The 18,540-nt window shown below is 70.9% G+C and carries 15 protein-coding genes; 9 read left to right on the top strand and 6 right to left on the bottom strand.

Annotated features, from left to right (window positions below; genetic code table 11):
- Positions 1-48: 48 nt before the first annotated feature.
- Entirely contained in the window at positions 49-450 is a 402-nt protein-coding gene (locus ACGFJ2_RS38815; RefSeq protein WP_357940627.1) for an ankyrin repeat domain-containing protein, read from the bottom strand.
- A gap of 85 nt (positions 451-535) precedes the next feature.
- On the opposite strand from ACGFJ2_RS38815, the gene ACGFJ2_RS38810 reads away from it, so the two are divergent.
- Positions 536-1,435, top strand: coding sequence for a proteasome assembly chaperone family protein (locus ACGFJ2_RS38810; protein WP_393477072.1), 900 nt, complete (start codon positions 536-538; stop codon positions 1,433-1,435).
- A gap of 316 nt (positions 1,436-1,751) precedes the next feature.
- Positions 1,752-2,813, top strand: coding sequence for a Gfo/Idh/MocA family oxidoreductase (locus tag ACGFJ2_RS38805; protein ID WP_393477069.1), 1,062 nt, complete (start codon positions 1,752-1,754; stop codon positions 2,811-2,813).
- A gap of 255 nt (positions 2,814-3,068) precedes the next feature.
- On the opposite strand, the gene ACGFJ2_RS38800 is transcribed toward ACGFJ2_RS38805, so the two are convergent.
- Entirely contained in the window at positions 3,069-3,860 is a 792-nt protein-coding gene (locus ACGFJ2_RS38800; protein ID WP_357940621.1) for a tyrosine-protein phosphatase, read from the bottom strand.
- Between the two features lie 65 nt (positions 3,861-3,925).
- On the opposite strand from ACGFJ2_RS38800, the gene ACGFJ2_RS38795 reads away from it, so the two are divergent.
- Positions 3,926-4,798 (top strand): hypothetical protein, encoded by an 873-nt coding sequence (locus ACGFJ2_RS38795; RefSeq protein ID WP_357940619.1) that lies wholly within the window; start codon positions 3,926-3,928, stop codon positions 4,796-4,798.
- On the opposite strand, the gene ACGFJ2_RS38790 is transcribed toward ACGFJ2_RS38795, so the two are convergent.
- Positions 4,799-7,327 carry a tetratricopeptide repeat protein gene (locus ACGFJ2_RS38790; RefSeq protein ID WP_358175002.1) on the bottom strand — a complete coding sequence of 843 codons (2,529 nt, stop codon included), beginning with the start codon at positions 7,325-7,327 and terminating at the stop codon, positions 4,799-4,801.
- Between the two features lie 67 nt (positions 7,328-7,394).
- Positions 7,395-9,503, bottom strand: coding sequence for a M6 family metalloprotease domain-containing protein (locus tag ACGFJ2_RS38785; protein ID WP_357940615.1), 2,109 nt, complete (start codon positions 9,501-9,503; stop codon positions 7,395-7,397).
- 76 nt (positions 9,504-9,579) lie between these two features.
- Here ACGFJ2_RS38785 and ACGFJ2_RS38780 point away from each other — a divergent pair, with 76 nt between their 5' ends.
- Both ACGFJ2_RS38780 and ACGFJ2_RS38775 read left to right on the top strand, forming a co-directional pair.
- Positions 9,580-10,761, top strand: a complete 1,182-nt coding sequence (locus tag ACGFJ2_RS38780; RefSeq protein ID WP_393477063.1) for a PucR family transcriptional regulator — start codon at positions 9,580-9,582, stop codon at positions 10,759-10,761.
- A gap of 115 nt (positions 10,762-10,876) precedes the next feature.
- Positions 10,877-11,953, top strand: coding sequence for an amidohydrolase family protein (locus tag ACGFJ2_RS38775; RefSeq protein WP_393477060.1), 1,077 nt, complete (start codon positions 10,877-10,879; stop codon positions 11,951-11,953).
- 7 nt (positions 11,954-11,960) lie between these two features.
- Here ACGFJ2_RS38775 and ACGFJ2_RS38770 read toward each other — a convergent pair whose 3' ends face one another.
- On the bottom strand, positions 11,961-12,380 hold the full coding sequence (locus ACGFJ2_RS38770; RefSeq protein WP_357940610.1) for a MarR family transcriptional regulator: 420 nt from the start codon (positions 12,378-12,380) through the stop codon (positions 11,961-11,963).
- Between the two features lie 70 nt (positions 12,381-12,450).
- On the opposite strand from ACGFJ2_RS38770, the gene ACGFJ2_RS38765 reads away from it, so the two are divergent.
- The 4 genes from ACGFJ2_RS38765 (at position 12,451) to ACGFJ2_RS38750 (ending at position 17,637) form a co-directional block, all read left to right on the top strand.
- The gene (locus ACGFJ2_RS38765) at positions 12,451-14,184 is read left to right on the top strand and encodes an ABC transporter ATP-binding protein (protein WP_393477056.1); all 1,734 of its coding nucleotides are present in this window, start codon (positions 12,451-12,453) and stop codon (positions 14,182-14,184) included.
- Between the two features lie 97 nt (positions 14,185-14,281).
- Positions 14,282-15,538 carry an MFS transporter gene (locus tag ACGFJ2_RS38760; protein WP_393477053.1) on the top strand — a complete coding sequence of 419 codons (1,257 nt, stop codon included), beginning with the start codon at positions 14,282-14,284 and terminating at the stop codon, positions 15,536-15,538.
- A 94-nt stretch (positions 15,539-15,632) separates the two neighbouring features.
- On the top strand, positions 15,633-17,267 hold the full coding sequence (locus tag ACGFJ2_RS38755; protein ID WP_393477050.1) for a gamma-glutamyltransferase family protein: 1,635 nt from the start codon (positions 15,633-15,635) through the stop codon (positions 17,265-17,267).
- A gap of 46 nt (positions 17,268-17,313) precedes the next feature.
- A complete protein-coding gene (locus ACGFJ2_RS38750) occupies positions 17,314-17,637 on the top strand; it encodes a DUF5709 domain-containing protein (RefSeq protein WP_357940602.1) in 324 nt (107 codons plus the stop codon).
- A gap of 37 nt (positions 17,638-17,674) precedes the next feature.
- Here the strand turns inward: ACGFJ2_RS38750 and ACGFJ2_RS38745 are convergent, their stop codons facing one another.
- On the bottom strand, positions 17,675-18,328 hold the full coding sequence (locus ACGFJ2_RS38745) for an HAD family hydrolase (RefSeq protein ID WP_357940600.1): 654 nt from the start codon (positions 18,326-18,328) through the stop codon (positions 17,675-17,677).
- Positions 18,329-18,540: the final 212 nt, after the last annotated feature.

Genomic DNA, 18,540 nt, shown 5'->3' with positions numbered 1-18,540 from the left:
CGAAAGGCCACACTCGATAACTTCCCGGACATTTCGCCATATTTCACGCTATGTGCTGATTTGCCGGAACCATTCAAGGAACTGGTCGTTCGCGAACATCCGCGCCGTGTCCACCGCCGAGGGGGCTCCGGCCGCCGGATCCGCGCCCGCGTCGAGCAACGCTCTGACCACGGCAGACTCCTTCTTGAACACGGCACCCGCCAGAGGTGTCTGGCCACGGTCGTTCGCTCTTCCCGGGTCGGCGCCCAGCTCGGCGAGCATCCGGACGGTCGCGGCGTGACCGTGATAAGCCGCAAGCATCAGCAAAGTGTCACCTTTGCTATTGGTGAGATTTGCCGGAACCCCGGCGTCCACGTAGGCGCGCAACGTCTCCGTGTCGCCCGCCCTGGCCAGGTCGAACATCCGTGTCGCGAACTCTTCGAGCTCCGGATCCTCGTCCATGTCCACCATTCTCCCTCGATAGGGTGCCTTGCACGGAATCGTTGCGGCTCGTCGTAGGTTCTGGAGAGAGTACCTAGGGAAAGGCTGTCCAACCGTGTTCGACCCGACGGATCTCTACAAGCTCGCAGAAGATGCGCCCGAGCTGGCCGATCCCGTGCTCTTGTACCACTTCGACGGCTTCGTCGACGCCGGTGGTGCCGGGCGCCTCGCGCTGGGCCACCTGCTGGCTGAGCTGGAGCACCGGACCGTGGCGACGTTCGATGTGGATCGCCTCCTCGACTATCGCTCGCGGCGGCCCATCATGACCTTCGACACCGACAGATGGGTCGAGTGCGAGAGCCCCGAACTGGCCGTCTACGCCGCGAAGGACGCCACCGGCACCCCCTTCCTGGTGATGAACGGACCCGAGCCGGACCGTGAGTGGGAGCTGTTCACCCGGGCGGTCGGCGCCCTCATCGACCAGCTGAAGATCAGCAAGATTGTCACGCTGCACGGCATCCCGATGGCGGTCCCGCACACCCGGCCACTCGGCATCACCATGCACGCCAGCCGTCCCGAGCTGATCAACGCCCAGACCAGCTCCTTCGGCCGGGTACAGGTGCCGGCCAGCGTGGCCGCCCTGATCGAGTTCCGGCTCGGGTCCCAGGGGCACGACGCGCTGGGGTACGCGGTCCACGTGCCGCACTACCTGTCGCAGGCCGAATACCCGCACGCCGCGGTCGCCGCCCTGGAGGCGGTCACCCGGGGCACCGGCCTGCTCTTCCCGCTGGACGCGCTGCGCGAGGCGGCCCAGCGCACCACGACCGAGATCGAGGAGCAGATCCAGGCCTCGACCGAGCTGTCGACGGCCATCAGCGGTCTTGAGCAGCAGTACGACGCGTTCGCGGGCGGCACCGACCGCGAGAACCTGATCGCCGAGGCCACCCCGATGCCCACGGGCGACGAACTCGCCGCCCAGTTCGAACGCTTCCTGGCCGAACGCGACGACGAGTAGTAGCGGCGGCGGCAGCCCACGGGGCGCTCCCGCCGCACGCCAGGCTGAAGACGGGAGCGACCCCCCAACCGCACGCTGGACCGACGACGGCGACCAACCTCCGCCACACGCCGGACCCACCACGTGTGAGTCCCCACCGCACGCCGGACCCACCACGCGAGAGAGTCCACCGCACGCCTGACCGCGCATGGCGAGAGACCCCCGCCGCGACGGCGGGCCGCGTGGCGAGAGACCCCCGCCGCACGCCTGACCGCGCATGGCGGGAGATCCCACCGCGCTGGGAGAGGGCGGTGGGGGCTCGCGTTACGCTGGGCCGATGAGCGAGATCGAGGTCGGTCTGGTCGGGTACGGCACGGCGGGCGCGTACTTCCACGCGCCCCTGATCCATGCCACGCCCGGCCTGCGGCTGTCCGCCGTCGTCACCGGAAACCCGGCGCGAGCCGACGAGGTGGCCGCCCGTTACGGCGCGGTCCCCGTGCCCGAATTGGCCGGGCTGTGGAACCGCTGCGACCTCGTGGTCGTCGCCTCACCGAACAAGACCCACGTGTCGGTGGCCACCGAAACGCTCACCCGCGGCAAGCCGGTCGTGGTCGACAAGCCTCTGGCCCGTACCGCCGAGGAGGCCCGCGAGCTCGTACGACTGGCGGCCGAGCGCGACCTGATGCTGACCGTCTTCCAGAACCGGCGCTGGGACGGCGACTTCCGCACCCTGAGTCGGCTCACCGGAGAGGGCCGCTTCGGTGAGGTCCTGCGCCTGGAGTCCCGGTTCGAGCGCTGGCGGCCGGTACCTAAGGGCGGCTGGCGTGAGGCCGGCGGCCCCGAGGAGGTCGGCGGCCTGCTCTACGACCTGGGCAGCCACCTGGTGGACCAGGCGCTGCAACTGCTCGGCCCGGTGCGCGACGTCTACGCGGAGAGTGACATCCGGCGCGAGGGGGTGGCGGCCGACGACGACACGTTCATCGCGCTGTCCCACGTCAGTGGCGCCCGGTCACACCTGTGGGCGGGTGCGCTGGCCGCTCAGGGCGGGCCGCGGTTCCGGGTGCTCGGGTCGCGGGGGGCGTACGTCAAGTACGGGATGGACGTGCAGGAGGAACGGCTGCGCGCCGGGATCTCGCCCGACTCGCCGGGGTTCGGCGAGGAGAGCGAGACGATGTGGGGGCTTGTCGGGACAGAAGACGACAAAACTGCGGTCCGCACTGAGGCTGGGGCGTATCTCGACTTCTACCGCGGCGTCGAGTCCTGCCTGCGCGCGGGCACGCCGCCGCCGGTGAGCCCCGGCAGCGTGATCGACGCGCTGACCGTCATCGAGGCGGCCCGCCGGTCGGCGGGCGAGCGCGTTGTCGTGCGGCTGCGGCAGGGTGCGGCTGAAAGAACCTGATGCGTCGTCACACGACCGTCTCGGTCCCCGGTGACGGTCTGTGGTGGCTGAGGTCCTTTTGGAGGGATACCCCCTCCGGGGGAGCGAAAGAAACCGACCTGTAGTGGCTGAGGTCCCAGGAAGGGAACCCCCTCCGGAGGGGCGGACGACAACGGTCCGTGGTGGCTGGGGTCCTTGGAGGGACGCCCCCTCCGGGGGGAGCGGGAGCAGACGGCTCATCGCGGCAGGCGTCCCAAGGAAGGACGGCCGGAGGGCCTACTCGCGTAGGCGGGCCCGCATCATCTCCGTGTCGGCCTCCGTCCACCCGTGTGACTCCAGCCACGCCGCCGGCCCGCCGAACCGTTCGTCCAGCACCGACAGGAACTGCTCCATGTACCGCGCCCGCGGCATGTGGTCGTCTGCGGGCCGTGAGTCGAGGTCGTCGCGGTACGTGGCGCTGCCCCGCAGCCGCCGCAGCACCTGCTCCAGCCGCTCCCCGGTGGCCACGTAGTCGGCGATGATCCCCTCCCGGGTGACGCCCGTCACCTCCAGGGCCAACGCCGACAGCACCCCGGTGCGGTCCTTGCCGGCCGCGCAGTGCACCACGGCCGCGCCGTCGTTCAGCGCCATCGCCCGCAGCGCGGCCACCACCGCGTCGGGCCGGTCCCGCAGGTAGCCGTAGTAGAAACCGGTCATCCGCAGGTCCTCGTCCAGCTGACGCTCCTGCCAGGGCAGCACCCGGTCGCCGTCGATGGTGTCGGCCTCGACGTCGGTGTGCCTGCCTCCCTCGGCGAACAGGGTCAGATGGTGATGCGTCACCTCGGGCATCCGGGTCAGCGGGCCGGGGCCCTCCAGCGCGACCTCGGCGTTGGAGCGGAGGTCCACGACGTGGCGCAGTTTGAGCTCGCCGACCAGCCGGGACACGTCCTTGTCGGTGAGCCCTTGGAGATTGTCCGCCCGAAAAATCCGTCCGTAGCGGGTGACGCCGCCGTCATGGGTGGTGAGTCCACCCAGGTCGCGCACGTTGACGGCGCCTTCCAGATCGATCCATCGCGTCATCTCGTTCATTGATTAGACCCTATATGTCGCTTAAAAATGAGCGGATTCGAGGTTCATAACGCAGCATGAACGGTATGGATCCGCGTGCTCTGCCCCCGAGGCTGGTGATCGACCCATCCCTGCCTCCGGACATCTCCATCCAGCTGCGATCCAGCCCGCACCTTCTCCGCATGGCCAGAACCGGCCGGCAGATGGGCTCCTCTTTCAATCCCGTCCTGCTCCTCGTCCTTCCGGCGCTCCTGATGATGATCTGGGCCGTGACCGACACGAGCGGTGCGATCGTGGCCGCGCTCGGGATGAGCCTGATCGCGCTGCTGCGGTGGATGGCTGTGGACTCGACGAACCGGGCGGCCAAGAAGCGTCTCCGGCTCGCCTCCGAGTACGCCGCCCACTACGTCCTACCCGAAGATCTCGACTATCCCTGCCAGATGCTGCTTCGCCGCGCCCAGGACGCCGTGGACGCGATCCTGAACTCCCAGGTGAACAGGGCAGGGCTGATCGACACCATCGACAATCGGGTGACGTTGCCGGAGGAGGTGTGGCAGATCGCCCAGCGGCTGGCCAAGCTGTCGTCCATGCACGCCGAGCACGGCCGGCTCATCCCCCGCGACCTGCCCACCGGCATGGAGGACGCCTTCAAGCCGTACACCACCGCGCTGGACGCGGCCTGGACGTCGCTGTCGCGGCGGGTGCGCCACCTGGAGAAGTACGCCAAGCAGGTGGTCAAGGCGGACAAGGTCTTCCACGCGCACCGGCGGCTGGAGGCGCTGGCCGCGCGGACGCCGGACTACCAGCAGCTGATCGCCGAGACCGTCCACGACGAGCAGGCTCGTACGCACATCAGGGAGCTGTCCGACCAGGCCGCGCATGTGCGCAAGCTGTTCGAGGAGAGCATCTTCCAGGCCCGGCAGGCCGCCGGTGAACTGATCAGAGCTCCGCTCCCCTGATCAGGACTCCACCTTCCTCAGCAGCTCCAGCGTCCTGCGCATGCCGGCCTCGTTGCCGAGGCTGCGGTAGATGTCCCTGGCCTGGGTCAGGGGCTCGACGGCCGCGCGCGGCCCGCCCGAGTCGAGGTGCGCCTCGCCGAGGTAGCGCAGGCTGAGCGCCATCCACCACCGGTCGTCGAGCTCCTCGAAGGCATGTACGGCCCGGCGTAGCTCACGCTCCGACTCCTCGATCCGGCCCAGCCTGGCCAGCGCCCGCCCGGCCGAAAGCGCCGTGCGCGCCACTCCCCAGGAGTCGCCGAGGGCCACCAGGATCTCCTCCGCCCGCCGGACGAAGTCGAGCTCGCGAAGCCCGTTGGACGGGTCGCCGACCTCACCGGCGGCGCGCAGGCAACGGGCCTCCTCCCACAGCTCGCCCCGCTGGCGGAACATCTCGGCGGCGCGGTCGAGGCTGAAGCCGGCCTTGGTGAAGCCCTCCAGAGCCGCCCGGTGCTCGCCTTCGCGGTGCCGGCCGCGGGCCTGCGCGGCGAGCACCTCGCCGTAGGCACGGAGCGTCTGGGCCTCGGAGTAGCGGTTGCCCGCGTGCTTGAACACCTCAAGGGCGTCTTCGAGCAGCTCCCTGGCCTCCTCGGGCCGTCGTTCGGCCAGCCGCATCTCGGCGAGGTTGCGCTGGGTGCGGGCCATCCACCAGACGTCCTCTTCGCCCTTGAAGGAGGTGATGGCCCCGATCAGGTAGGACTGCGCGCGGTCGAGGTGGCCGTCGTTGAACAGGGCCATGCCGATCGCCCGCATCGCCCGGGCCGCCCACCACGTCTCGCCCAGGTCGGTGAAGATCTCCAGCGCCTGCTCGGCGCCCGCCCGGCCCTGCTCGTGCCCGCCGAGACCGCCCTGCACGGCCGCGCGGTCGAGCAGCGCGATGCCCAGGGCGCGCCGGTCGCCGGTGCGCCGCGCGGCCTCGCAGCCCGCCTCGGCCACGGCGTGCCAGTCGGTCCAGTAGGCGCGCAGCGAGTGGCACAGCGAGCAGAACGCCCTGGCCAGCCCCGAGGTCAGCTCCCACAGCTCCAAGCTCCTGGCCAGGTTGATCATGGCGAGCAACGAGAGCCGCTCGGCGTTGAGCCAGTCGCCCGCGTGCGTCTGCCCCTCGATGCCGGAGCGGCGCCCGCCGCGGCTCCAGTCCTGCGGCCAGCGTTCCTGGGCCGCCTCCTCCGCGCGGCGGCGGTAGCCGTACAGCACCCGCTCGATCGCGGCCCGGCGCCGGCCCTGGTCGTCATCCTCGGCCAGCTCGGTGGCGAACAGCCGGACCAGGTCGTGCAGGCGGTAGCGCATGGCGCCGGTCTGGTCGACGCCCGAGCTCTCGGCGAGCTGCGCGTCGATCAGCGCCTCCAGCTGGTCGGCGCCGTCGAGCCCGGAGATGTCGAGCAGCTCGCCGGCCACCCAACCGGGCACGTCGGGCGAGGTGAGCGCGGACAGCAGACGCAGCAGGCGGCGCTGCATGCCGGTGCAGTCGTCGTAGCTGAGCTGCACGGAGGCGCGCACGCTCTTGTCGACGGTCTGCGCGAGTTCGAGCTGGTCGAGGCGGCGGCGCTCGTCGGCCAGGCGGTCGGCCATCTCGCGCAGCGTCCAGTGCTCGCGGGTGGCCAGCCGGCCGCCGCAGATGTTGATCGCCAGCGGCAGGTAGTCGCAGATCCGGACGATCTCCTTGGCCGAGGCGAGGTCGTCGACCACCCGGTCGCCGCCGGCCAGCCTGGCCAGCAGCTCCACGCCGTGGGCCTCGCTGAAGACGCCCAGCTGGGTGTCGTAGGTGCCGTTGAGGAACAGCGGCTGGCGCGAGCTGACCAGCACGGCGCAGCCCGGCTCGGCCGGGATCAGCGGCTTGACCTGGTCGGCGCCGTGCGCGTTGTCGAGGCCGATGAGGATCCTGCGGTCCTTGGTCCAGGTCAGCCAGAGCTTGCGCAGCTCGTCGAGGCCGCCGGGATCGGTGGTCAGCCGGACGCCCAGCGCGCGCAGGAACCCGATCAGCACCTCCTCCGGGCGCACCGGGGCGTCGACGCCGCCCCGCAGGTCCGCGTAGAGGCGCCCGTCGGGGAACGCCCCGGCGACCTCCTGCCCGAACCTGGCCGTCAGCGCCGACTTGCCGACGCCGCCCCGGCCGTACACGGAGACGACCAGCGGCGGCGAGACATCGCCGGCCTTGGACTTGCGCCGCTCGCCGAAGACCGTCCGCAGCTCGGCGAGCGACTCGACGCGCCCGGTGAAGTGCTCGGGCACGGGCGGCCACTGGTCCGGGGGACGCGAGGACGGCTCGGCCGCTGCCTCGCGCTTGGGCCGCGCCTCGGTCGTGGCCCAAGTGGTCAGGCCGACGAGGAGCGCCGCCGTCATCGTCACGCCCACCTTTGCCATGGGCGGGATGTCCCACTCGACGGAGGCGGCCAGGATGCTGGCCGCCGCGGCCGCGAGGCCCGCCGAGATCGGCGCGGCCAGTGGCATCTTCCTACGCCCCGAACGCCGCTTCTCCGGCAGCTGCCCTGTCAAGGACCACCTCCGGGGGTGATTCAAGCGGATGGGGTACGGCCCGCGCCAGCCGTACCCCGTCCTTAAGCTAGAGGCCGATCACCGGACAGGTGGCCGTCACCGTCTTGGCCGGGTCGCTCTCCGACGTCGCGGTGAGCTTGACCTTGGCGAGCCGGTCACCACCCGAGGCGCGCACGGCGTTGACCGTGACCGCCTCCTGCTTGCCGAAGTCGACGGCGGCCAGGGCGTTGGGCAGCTGGGCGGTCCAGCCCTTGCCCTGCACCTCGGCCTTGAGCCGGTAGACGTCGGAGTTGAGGAAGGCGCTGACGTCCTCGGGGTGCTGCCCCTGCGCCGGGGCCGCCTTACCGGTGTTGAACAGCGGGAACTTGCAGGTCGTCACGCCCTTGCCGGCCGGGATCCCGGCCGCGGGCAGCAGCTTGACGCCGCGCTTCTGCGGGCCCGCGCCGTCGAGGGAGCGGATCGCGACCGTGTACGACAGCGTGCCCTTGCGGTCGCGCTTCAGGTCGGTCACGTAGAAGTGCAGGCGGTTGGCCTGGTCGACGTACTCGTACTGGCTGCCGGAGCCGGTGCCCGCGTGGAAGAGGGCGTCCGACAGCTGGCGGTAGTCGCCGATCGTGATCGGCACCTTGGTCCCGTCGGGCATGACGTAGTCGGTCATCCCGATGTCCTGCGGGTTGGCGTCGATCACCCACTCGAACGGCGAGCGGTCCTGGTTCTTGGTCTTGGCCACGAGCACGCCGGAGTCGGGGGTGAAGGAGTCGGTGCCGACCCGGTCGACGACCTCGACCGTGTAGTTCTCGTAGCCGCCGCCGTCGCAGAGCGGGTTGGTCTGCGTGCTGCAGGCCGGGCTCTTGTCACCGGTGTCGAAGGAGATGTTGACGCCCGACAGCTCGTTCTGGCCCGGCTGCACCTCGCGGGCGATGACCCTGGCCTTGACCAGGCCCGACTCGTCGAGGGCCTCACGGGACAGGCGCAGCACGTTCTGCTCGTCGACCATCGCCAGCTTGATCTTGTTGCGCAGCATGTGCTGGGCGCCCATGGACGCGCCGGAGGTCGGCGGGATCAGCCAGCGGGAGTGCGGGCCGCCGGGGCCGTTGAAGCTGCCCCGGCTGAGCATCTCCCAGATGCCGGTGTAGGCGCGGCGGGGCGGGACGCCGTACGGGTTGTTGTAGTTGTCCAGTACGCCGAGGATGTGGCTGAACTCGTGGGCGTAGACGGCCATGCCGGAGCTCTCGGCCTGGACGGAGTCGACGCCGATGTTGGCGTTGGGCCAGAAGTTGGAGCCGGCCTGCCAGGAGGTCCAGTCGACGTAGCGGGTCTGGGCCCAGTTCGGCAGGGCGGGGTCGGGCGGACCCCACTCGTCGGTCACGTCCTCCTTGGTGGGAAATTTCATCATCCCGAACTCCTGCCAGGTGGACGACTCGTCCTGGCCGGCGCTCACGTAGAAGATGAAGTCGAACTGCTTGGCCGCCTCTTCGCCGATCGCGCCGACGAACGCGGCGTGACCGTCGGTACGCAGGTTCTTGTCGCACGAGTCGCCCGCCGGGCAGGCGGTGCCGCCCTGGAACTCCATGGCGTACTCGTGATCCTTGCCCGGCATGGTGTACGGCCCGAAGCCGGTCAGCTCGACCCCGTAACGCCCACCGGAGTCCTCCATCCAGTACTCGTGGATGGTGTGACCCTTGTTGAGGTCGTTCGGGGTGTTGAGGAAGTCCTGGTAGAACTTCGCCACCTGGTCACGCGGGATGTCGTGGGCCTCGGCGCTCGGGTTGCGGTAGATCGTCGAGTTCTTGGGCTGGGTGACCACGAACGGCTGGTTCGGGTAGTCCAGGAGCACCAGCGCGCCCTTGAAGGTGCGCTTGGAGCCTTTGACGGCCGGGTCGTTCCAGCGGGTGCCCGGCACCTTCTTGTAGTCCGCCCACGTCATGTGGTCGGGGTTCTCCCAGTTCTGCGGGTCGATGGGCTCGATGCCGCCCACCGAGCGGCTGCGCAGCGACTGGGCGTCCGAAGGCGCGTCCTGTTGCCAGGGCTGGGTCTGCGGCCAGTGGTTCTGCCGCCAGGGGTACTCGGGATCGTCTGTGGGGGGTGCTGCGGAAGCCGGGGTCGCCACAAGGCTCATCGGAATCAGCACGAGGGCCGCCAGCAGACCTTTCAGCAGCTTCTTGGGGGCAATCACGGATCGACGTTATAGACGAAGTTGACGGAGATCACCGATCAGTTGTAGGGAAGACTTGTGGCGTGTCCTCCGACAAATGACGAAATATCCAGGTGACGTGGTGGCGGATCTCCAGCGGACCGTGGACGAGCTGGCCGCTCGCCTTGACAGACCGCTGTTGCTGGAGGACCGCGTGCAACGCGTCGTCGCCTACAGCGAGCAGAACGGCGCGATGGACGACGTCCGCCGCGACTCGATCCTGCGCAGGCACTCCACGCCCGAGGTACGCCAGTGGGTACGCTCCGCCGGGATCCACGAAGCCACCGGGCCGTTACGCATCCCGGGCGCGTCGCACCTGGGCCTGCTCCCCCGGGTCTGCGTTCCGGTACGGCACGAGGCCGGGCTGCTGGGCTTCCTCTGGTTCATCGACGCCGGCCCGGCCATGTCCGGCGCGCGGATCGCCGAGGCCGCCGCGGCGGCGCCCGCCCTTGCCCTGACGCTCTACCACGAGAGCCTGGCCACGGGGCTGGCCTCGCACCGGGAGTTGGAGGCGGTCACCGGCCTGCTGCTCGGCGAGCGGGACTCGGCCCGGCAGCTGATCGAGGCCGGCGCCTTCCCGCAGGCCCAGCCGGTGACCGTACTGGTGGCCAGGCCGCTGTCGGACGAGCCGGACGAGGCGCTGCGGCTCGCGCTGGAGCAGGGCCTGCTCGCGCTGCGGCGGCGGCTGAGCGGGCACCACCCGCTGCACCTGGTCCGCTACGACCACGCCGTGCTGCTGACCGCGGGCGGCGCGATGGCGGCCGACGAACTGCACGCGGCGATGTCGATCCCGGTGGTGGTCGGGATCGGGCGGGCCAGGCCGGCACTCGCCGAGGCCGCCGAGTCGTACACGGAGGCGCGGCACGCGGCCGAGGTGGCCGCCCGGGTGCCCGATCTCGGGCGATCGGTGGAGTGGGCCCGGCTCGGCGTCTACCGGATGCTCACTCATCTTCCGCACCACGAGCTGCATCCGGGGCTGGCGGAGCTGCTCGCCGACGATCAGTACCTGCCGCTGCTGGAGACGCTGGAGACGTACCTGGATCTGGCGGGCAGCGCGGTGGCCACGTCGCGGGCGCTGCGCCTGCACCGCACCTCCCTGTACTACCGGCTGCAGCGGCTGGAGGAGCTGGCCCGCACCGACCTGAAGGACGGCGGCGAGCGGCTGGCCCTGCATCTCAGCCTCAAGCTCGCCCGGCTCTCCGGCAGCTACCGGCCCAGGGAAGCTCGGCCCGGCACGTGATTGCATGCCTGGCCCAGCTCACGTTTAATGCCCAGGAAGGAAAGTCCAGCAGGTAAAGACCAGAAGGTCTAAGCCCAGCGGGTAAATCCAGCAGGTCATCCGACGGGAGGTCCTCTTGCCGTCCGCGAAGCGTGCCGCATCTGGCCGAGCGCCGAAACTCGGCAGGCGCACGCCCGCGCCCATCGTCCTCCACTCCGCCCCGCTGGTGCTGCCGATCGGCGCCGACCCGCTGCGCGGCGCCGCGGTCGCGGTCCGAGGCGAACGCGTCCTTCAGGTGGGGCTCCGGGAGGAACTGCTCGCCTACTTCCCCGTCACCCGGGAGCAACGCTGGCCGGGGATGATCGTGGCGGGGCTGGTGGACGCCTGCGCCACGGCGGCCGTGCCGCCGCCCGGGGTGACCGCGCGGGCCGGCGTCGCCGCCGACCCGGCCGAGCCGGCCCGGCTGCCCGGCGTCTCCTATGTCGAGGTGTCGTACGAGTCCGAGCAGGTATGGGAGGAGACCGGGCGCGACGCGGTCATCACCGCGATCCGCGAGGTCGATCGGCCGCGTACGGTGGGCATCGCCGCGTACACGCCCGACCCGCAGGTGCTGGAGGACGTGGCGGTGCTGGCCAGGACCTTCGGCCTGCGACTGCTGGCAGACCTGGACCGCCACTCGCCCGCGGCACTCGACGAGGCGGGCATCCTGGGGCCGCACTGCCATGTGGCCTGCGACCGGCCGCTGGATCCCGGCGAGCGCAAGCTGCTGCGGCTGCGCAAGAGCGTGGTCGCCCTCTGCCCGTCGCCGCCCGACGACCTGCCGGCGCTCCTGGACGAGGGCAACCGCGTCGCCTTCGGCACCCGCGCCCCCGCCTCGGCCGGCCCGGTGGCCGATCTGCTCGCGCTAGCCAGGTCCATCAGGCAGTACGCCAAGGGGCGCGGGCAGCGGTCTCCGGGACTTGACCGCAGGCTGGTCGAGGCCGCCACGCTGGGTGGGGCGCGGGCGCTCGGCATGTCGAGCGGGGCGGGCCGGATCGGGGCGCTGGGGCCGGGCAGCCGGGCCGACTTCGCGGTGTTCGACGCCCGCGGCCGTTACCCGTACGCCGCCCTGCTGAGCGGGGCGCCCTGCCTCGCCACGGTCGTCGGCGGCGCGGTCATCGGTGGCGCAGTCGTCGGTGGCACGGTCGAAGGCGGCGCGGTCGTCGAGAGCTGAGTGGTGCCTAGCGTGGCTGGCCGTCGACCACCCCGAGCAGCTCCTTGAGTTGGTCGCGCTGGTCCTCGGACAGGACCGCGAACAGGTCCTGACCCGCCTGCCTGCGCGCCTCTCGCGACCGCTCGTGCGTCTCGCGGCCCGCCGGCGTGATCACAACCAGCGTGGAGCGCCGGTTGGCCGGGTCGACCTCCCTGCGCACCAGGCCCGCCTGCTCCAGGGTGTCGATGACCGGCGTGACCGAGCGCGGCACGATCCTCAGCTCGTCGGCGAGCTGCACCATCCTGAGCGGCCGGTCGGCGTCGGCGAGCGCGCGCAGCGCCCGCGCCTGCCCGGGGTTCACGCCGAGCGGCGCGAGGCGATGCGCGTAACCGTGCCGCAGGCGGCGGCTGACCCGGTGCAGGAGCTCCGACAGCTCCACGTCCTCCATGCCGGATAGCTTAGCCGGAATAAGTATGAGTTAACCTCTGTTTGAGGGAGCATCTGATTAGGAGGCCTACTTGGCCGAGGAACCACGCGCGCCCTTGCGGCGCATCATCAAACTCTTCCGCGCCTACCGGGGCCGGCTGGCCGTGGTCGGCGCCCTCATCCTGCTGTCGTCACTGGTCTCGCTGGCCTCGCCGTTCCTGCTGCGCGAGGTGCTGGACGTGGCGATCCCCACCCGCGACGCCATGCTGCTCGCGCTGCTGGCCCTGGGCATGATCCTGGTCGCGGTGATAACCAGCGTGTTCGACGTCCTGCAGACGCTGGTGTCCACCACGGTCGGCCAGCGGGTCATGCACGACCTGCGCACCGCCGTCTACGGCCACCTGCAGCGCATGTCGCTGGCCTTCTTCACCCGCACCAAGACCGGTGAGGTCCAGTCGCGCATCGCCAACGACATCGGCGGCATGCAGTCGGTGGTCACCTCCACCGCCACCTCGCTCATCTCGAACCTGACCACCGTGATCGCCACGGTCGTGGCCATGCTGGCGCTCGACTGGCGGCTGACCGTGATCTCGCTCCTGCTGCTGCCGGTGTTCGTGGGGATCAGCCGCAAGGTCGGCGAGGAGCGCCGCCGCATCACCACGGAGCGGCAGCGGAAGCTGGCCGTGATCTCGTCGATGGTGCAGGAGTCACTGTCGATCAGCGGCATCCTGCTCGGCCGTACGATGGGCCGCTCGCCCGCGCTGACCGAGCGCTTCGCCGACGCCTCCGACGAATTGGCCGAGCTGGGCGTGCGGTCCAGCATGGCGGGGCGCTGGCGGCAGTCGTCGATCCAGATCGTCATGGCCGCGATGCCCGCGCTGGTCTACTGGGCGGTCGGTTACACCGGCGTGGTCTCCGTCGGCACGCTGGTGGCGTTCACGACGTTGCAGGTCAGCCTGTTCAGGCCGGCGGTGTCGCTGCTGCGGCTCGGGGTCGAGGTGCAGAGCTCGCTCGCGCTGTTCGGCCGCATCTTCGAGTATCTGGACCTGTCCATCGACATCCACCCGGGCACGCGTACGCTGAGCGACGTCCGCGGCGAGGTCCGCTACGAGCGGGTCGACTTCTCCTACGACGAGGAGCCCACACTCAGCGACGTGGACATCACCGTGCCGCCGGGCTCCAGCCTGGCCGTCGTCGGCGAGACCGGCTCCGGGAAGACGACGCTCAGCTATCTGCTGCCCCGGCTCTACGACGTGACCGGCGGCCGGGTGACCATCGACGGGGTGGACGTCCGCGACCTCACCTTCGAGACGCTGGCCGAGACGGTCGGCGTGGTCTCCCAGGAGACGTACCTGTTCCACGCCACGATCGCCGAGAACCTGCGCTTCGCCCGGCCGTCGGCCACGGACGAGGAGCTGGCGGAGGCGGCCAGGGCGGCGCGCATCCACGACCACATCGCCTCGCTGCCCGACGGCTACGAGACGCTGGTGGGCGAGCGCGGCTACCGGTTCTCCGGGGGTGAGAAGCAGCGGCTGGCCATCGCCCGCACCCTGCTGCGCAACCCTCCGGTGCTCGTGCTCGACGAGGCGACCAGCGCCCTCGACACGCAGACGGAGCGGGCCGTACAGGAGGCGCTGGACACGCTCGCCGAAGGCCGTACCACGATCATGATCGCGCATCGCCTCTCCACGGTCCGCGACGCGGACCAGATCGTGGTCCTGGAGGGCGGCCGGGTCGTCGAGCGCGGCACGCACGACACGCTGATGTCGCTGGAGGGCCACTACGCGGCCCTGGTGGACCGGGACCGCCCGCTCGAACCGGTCTGACCTGCCCGTGAGCCGCCTCACATTTCGGTCAGGCCGGAATCCGCTTCTCGGAGCAGCGTGTTAGAAACCTGTCGCCCTTCAAAGAGAAAGACAAGTTTTGCCCACGCGTTCCCCCACGATGTTCCGTGCCCTCCGCCACCACAACTACCGGCTGTGGGCCGGTGCGGACCTGGTCTCCATCACCGGTACCTGGATGCAGGTGCTCGGCGTCAACTGGCTCATCCTCTCCCTCACCGGCTCGGCCACCAGCGTCGGGCTCAGCCTGGTCATGCAGGCGCTGCCCACGCTGCTGCTCGGCATGTGGGGCGGCGCGCTGGCCGACCGGTTGCCCACCCGTCCCGTCGTGATCGCCGCCCAGATCGCCCAGGCCGGGCTGGCCGCCGTGCTCGCGGCGCTGGCGCTGAGCGGCAACGCCTCCGTCTGGCCGCTGTACGCGGTGGCGCTGGCCGGCGGGGTGGTCTCCGCGCTGCACGGGCCCGCCCTTGGCCGCTTCGGCGCCGAGGTGGTCCCGCCGCAGGACCTGCCGAACGCGATGGCGCTCGGCTCGATCGTCAACTCCGCGGGCCGCATCCTGGGCATGAGCCTGGCCGGGGTGCTGCTGCCGTTCACCGGGAACGGCGGCCTGTTCCTGGTCAACACCGCCACCTTCTTCGTGGTGATAGGCGCCGTCCTGGCCATGCGCCGCGAGGAGTTCCACCCGTTGGCCGCCGCCGAGCGGCAGCCCGGCGCCGTCGCCGAGGGCCTGCGGTACGTCCTGCGCACCCCCTGGCTGCTGGTCGTCCTCGCGCTCTCCTTCGTGCTGGGCAGTGTCGGGCGCAACTACCAGGTCACGATGGCCGCCATGAGCGCTGGACCGCTGGCCGCCGGGGGCGGTGGCTACGGCCTGCTGTCCACGGTCTTCGCGATCGGCACCGTGATCGGCGGCGTGCTCGCCGCCGCCCGGCCCCGGCTGACGCTGCGGCTGCTGCTGGTCACCGCGTTCCTCACGGGCGTTCTCCAGGCGCTGAGCGGGCTGATGCCGGGGCTGGCGACGTTCGCCGCGGCCATGCTGCCCATCGCGGCCGGGGCCGTGATCATCGACACCACGGTCGCGGCCCGGGTACAGATCGACAGCCCCGACGAGATGCGCGGCCGGGTCATCGCGGCGCTCGGCATGGTCGGGGCCGGCGCGGGCGCGCTGGGCGGTCCGGTGCTGGGCTGGCTGAGCGACTCGCTCGGGCCCCGGGCGGCCCTGGAGATCGGCGGCGTGTCGTGCGTGGCGGTCACGTTGCTCACGGCCGTCGGACTGGCCCGGCTCTCGGGCCGGACGGTCAGGCAGGCGGCCCTCCGGCGTCCGTCCCTGGAGAACGCCTGACGGCACACCGGCATCCGTCCCTGGAGCACGCCGTGATCTCGCCCAGGCATCCGTCCCTGGAGCACGCCGGACAGCACGCCGTAATCTCGGACAGGTGCACACCACCAGATACGCCCCCAACGGCATGGTGTCCAGCGTCGACCATCTCGCCTCCTCCGCCGGGGTAACGGCGCTGGAGCGCGGCGGGTCGGCCGCCGACGCGGCCATCGCCGCCAACGCCGTCCTGGCCGTCACGGCGCCGCACATGTGCGGGCTCGGCGGCGACCTGTTCGCCCTGATCCACGATGGCTCGGGATCGGTCGGTCCTGGGCAGGCAGGCGCGGTGAACGCGCTCTCGGTCAACCCCGGTCAGACGGGCGCCGTCGACCCCGGGAAGGCGGGCGCGGTGAGTGCGCTCAACGCGTCCGGGAGGGCCGGCTCGGGCGCCGACCCGGACCGGCTGCGCGCCGAGGGACACCGGCGCATGCCGCACCAGCACGACATCCGCTCCGTACCGGTGCCCGGCTGCGTGGACGGCTGGCTCGCGCTGCACGCCAGGCACGGCCGTCTGCCGCTCGCCGACCTGCTCGAACCGGCGATCCGCCTGGCCCGCGACGGCTTCCCCGCCTCCCCGCTGATGCTCGCGGGCGCGCGCGTGGCGTCCCAGAGCCCCGGCAGTGGCGACTTCGCGACCGTACGCAGGGCGGGCGACCGCGTGTCGCGACCCGGCGTCGCCCGTACGCTCGAGGCCATCGCCGCGTCGGGACGCGAGGGCTTCTACAGCGGCGAGTTCGGCGCGGGCCTGCTCGAAGTCGGCGGCGGCGAGTACGCGGAGTCCGATCTGTCCAGCCCGCTCGCCGACTGGGTCGAGCCGCTGAAGATGCGCGCCTTCGGCCACGACGTCTGGTCGGTGCCGCCGAACTCCCAGGGCTACCTCCTCCTGATGTCGCTCGGCATCGTCGAAGGGCTGAGCCTGCCGGTCTCACCGGGCCATGCCGCCTGGGCCCATCTGCTGGCCGAGGCCGCGCGCATCGCCGGGCACGACCGTCTCGACGTACTCCATGAGAGCGCGAAGGACCTGCTCACCTCCGGCGAGATCGCCCGCCGGCGCTCACTGATCGACCCGGCGGCGCCGCTGAGCGTGCGGGCCCCGAGCGCTGACGGCGACACGACCTATCTGTGCGCCGTGGACGGCGACGGCATGGGCGTGTCCTTGATCCAGTCGAACGCGGCCGGGTTCGGCAGCCTGCTGTTCGAGCCGCGTACCGGGATCAACCTCCACAACCGGGGCATCGGCTTCTCGCTCACGCCCGGTCACCCCGCCGAGTACGCGCCCGGCCGCCGACCGCCCCACACCCTCGCGCCCGCGCTGATCACCCGCCCGGACGGCTCGCTCCGCTCGGTCGTCGGGACGATGGGCGGCGACGCGCAGCCGCAGATCCTGCTCCAGGTGATCACCCGGCTGCTCAGGTACGGGGAGACGCCCGGTCAGGCCGTCTCCGCGCCCAGATGGCGGCTGAGCCCCGGCGACACCGGCTTCGACACCTGGGCCGCCCCGGCCGACCCGGTCATCGACCTGGAGGAGGGCGCCACCTGGGCGGACGGCCTGTCGGCGCTCGGACATGAGGTGTCCGCCCGGCCGTACGGGAGCCTGTTCGGGCACGCGCACGTCATCGACGTACGCCCGGACGGGATGCTGGCCGGGGCGGCCGATCCACGCTCACTCATCGGCGCCGCGCTCGGCCGGTAACGGTGGGGGCAGGGTTCGGGGCGTGGCGCTGGGTAGGAGAACGCGTATGACCGAACAACCTCCGGACAGGTACGGCTTGAGCGACGAGCAGCGGATCGAGGTCGACGAATGGACCGACGACCTCGGCCTCAGCCATGACATAGAAGAGGACGACCCCGCGCACGAGGACACGCTCGACGAGCGACTGCGGCGCGAGGCGCCCGACCGGGAACGCGCCCCCCGCCCCTCGCACCGGCTCACCCAGCCCGACGAGGGGCTGGCGCCCGACACGGAGAGCGAGGAGTGGGGCGAGGATTGGGGGCAGGACGACGGCGACCTCTCCGCCGAGGAACGCGCGGTCCGCATCGACCCCGATGACGAACTGAGGTGAGCCGCTCCATCGCGGGCGGCAGACCGTCGTGACGAACTCAGGCGAGCCGTTCCAGCGCGGGCAGTAGGGCGGGCAGATCGTCGACGATCATGTCGGCGGCCCGCGCCTGCGGCCGCTCGGCGTGCAGATATCCCCAGGGGCCGCGGCGCAGCAGCGCGGTGCGCATGCCCGCCCGAGAAGCGGGGAGCACGTCGTTGTCCAGCCGGTCGCCCACATAGAGGATCTCGGCGGGCTCCCGCCCGGCGATGGCCGCCACCTTGGCGAAGAACTCGGGAGCGGGCTTGGACACCCCCCAACCCTCAGAGGTGTGCACCGAGTCCACGGGTAGGTCCATGGCGACCAGCGCGTCATAGGCCCTGGCCGGCTGGTTGCCCGCGACGATCACCTGGTATCCCGCCCCACGCAGGGCCTTGAAGGCCTCGCGGACGTCGGGGTAGAGGTCGTCGGCGTCGAAGTGGTTGCGCAGGCTGTGGGGTTCGTCCCGCTCCCAGGCCGCGATCTCGGCCTCGATGTCGAGGCCGGGCCGTACGAGCTGGAACGCCTCGCTGTGGGAGCGGTCGAGCGCGGCCATTCCGCCGAGCGCGCCCATCAGCACAAAACTGCTCACACCGAGCCGGTCGGCCCAGCGGGACCAGATGCGGGTCTCGTCGATGAGCGTCTCACCGACATCGAACACCACTGCCTTGATCATCAAGCCTCCTGGATAGTCCCCCCAACTGTACGGATTCCTCATCGATCTCCAGCAAGGGGACATGTCATCCGTTAAACGGGCGGCGCCTAGGACCGGCGTGTCCTAGGAGCACCGCGCGCCGAATGACAACCTGCCAATGAGGGACATCTCGGGACGGGCGGCTTGAGCTTCCTGGGTTTTGGAGTGTGTTCGACTCGGACACGTGGAATACT

Source organism: Nonomuraea sp. NPDC049028 (assembly GCF_043197735.1).
Lineage (GTDB): Bacteria > Actinomycetota > Actinomycetes > Streptosporangiales > Streptosporangiaceae > Nonomuraea.
Note: the sequence above shows the minus strand (reverse complement) of the source record. Positions and strands in the feature narration are given on the sequence as shown.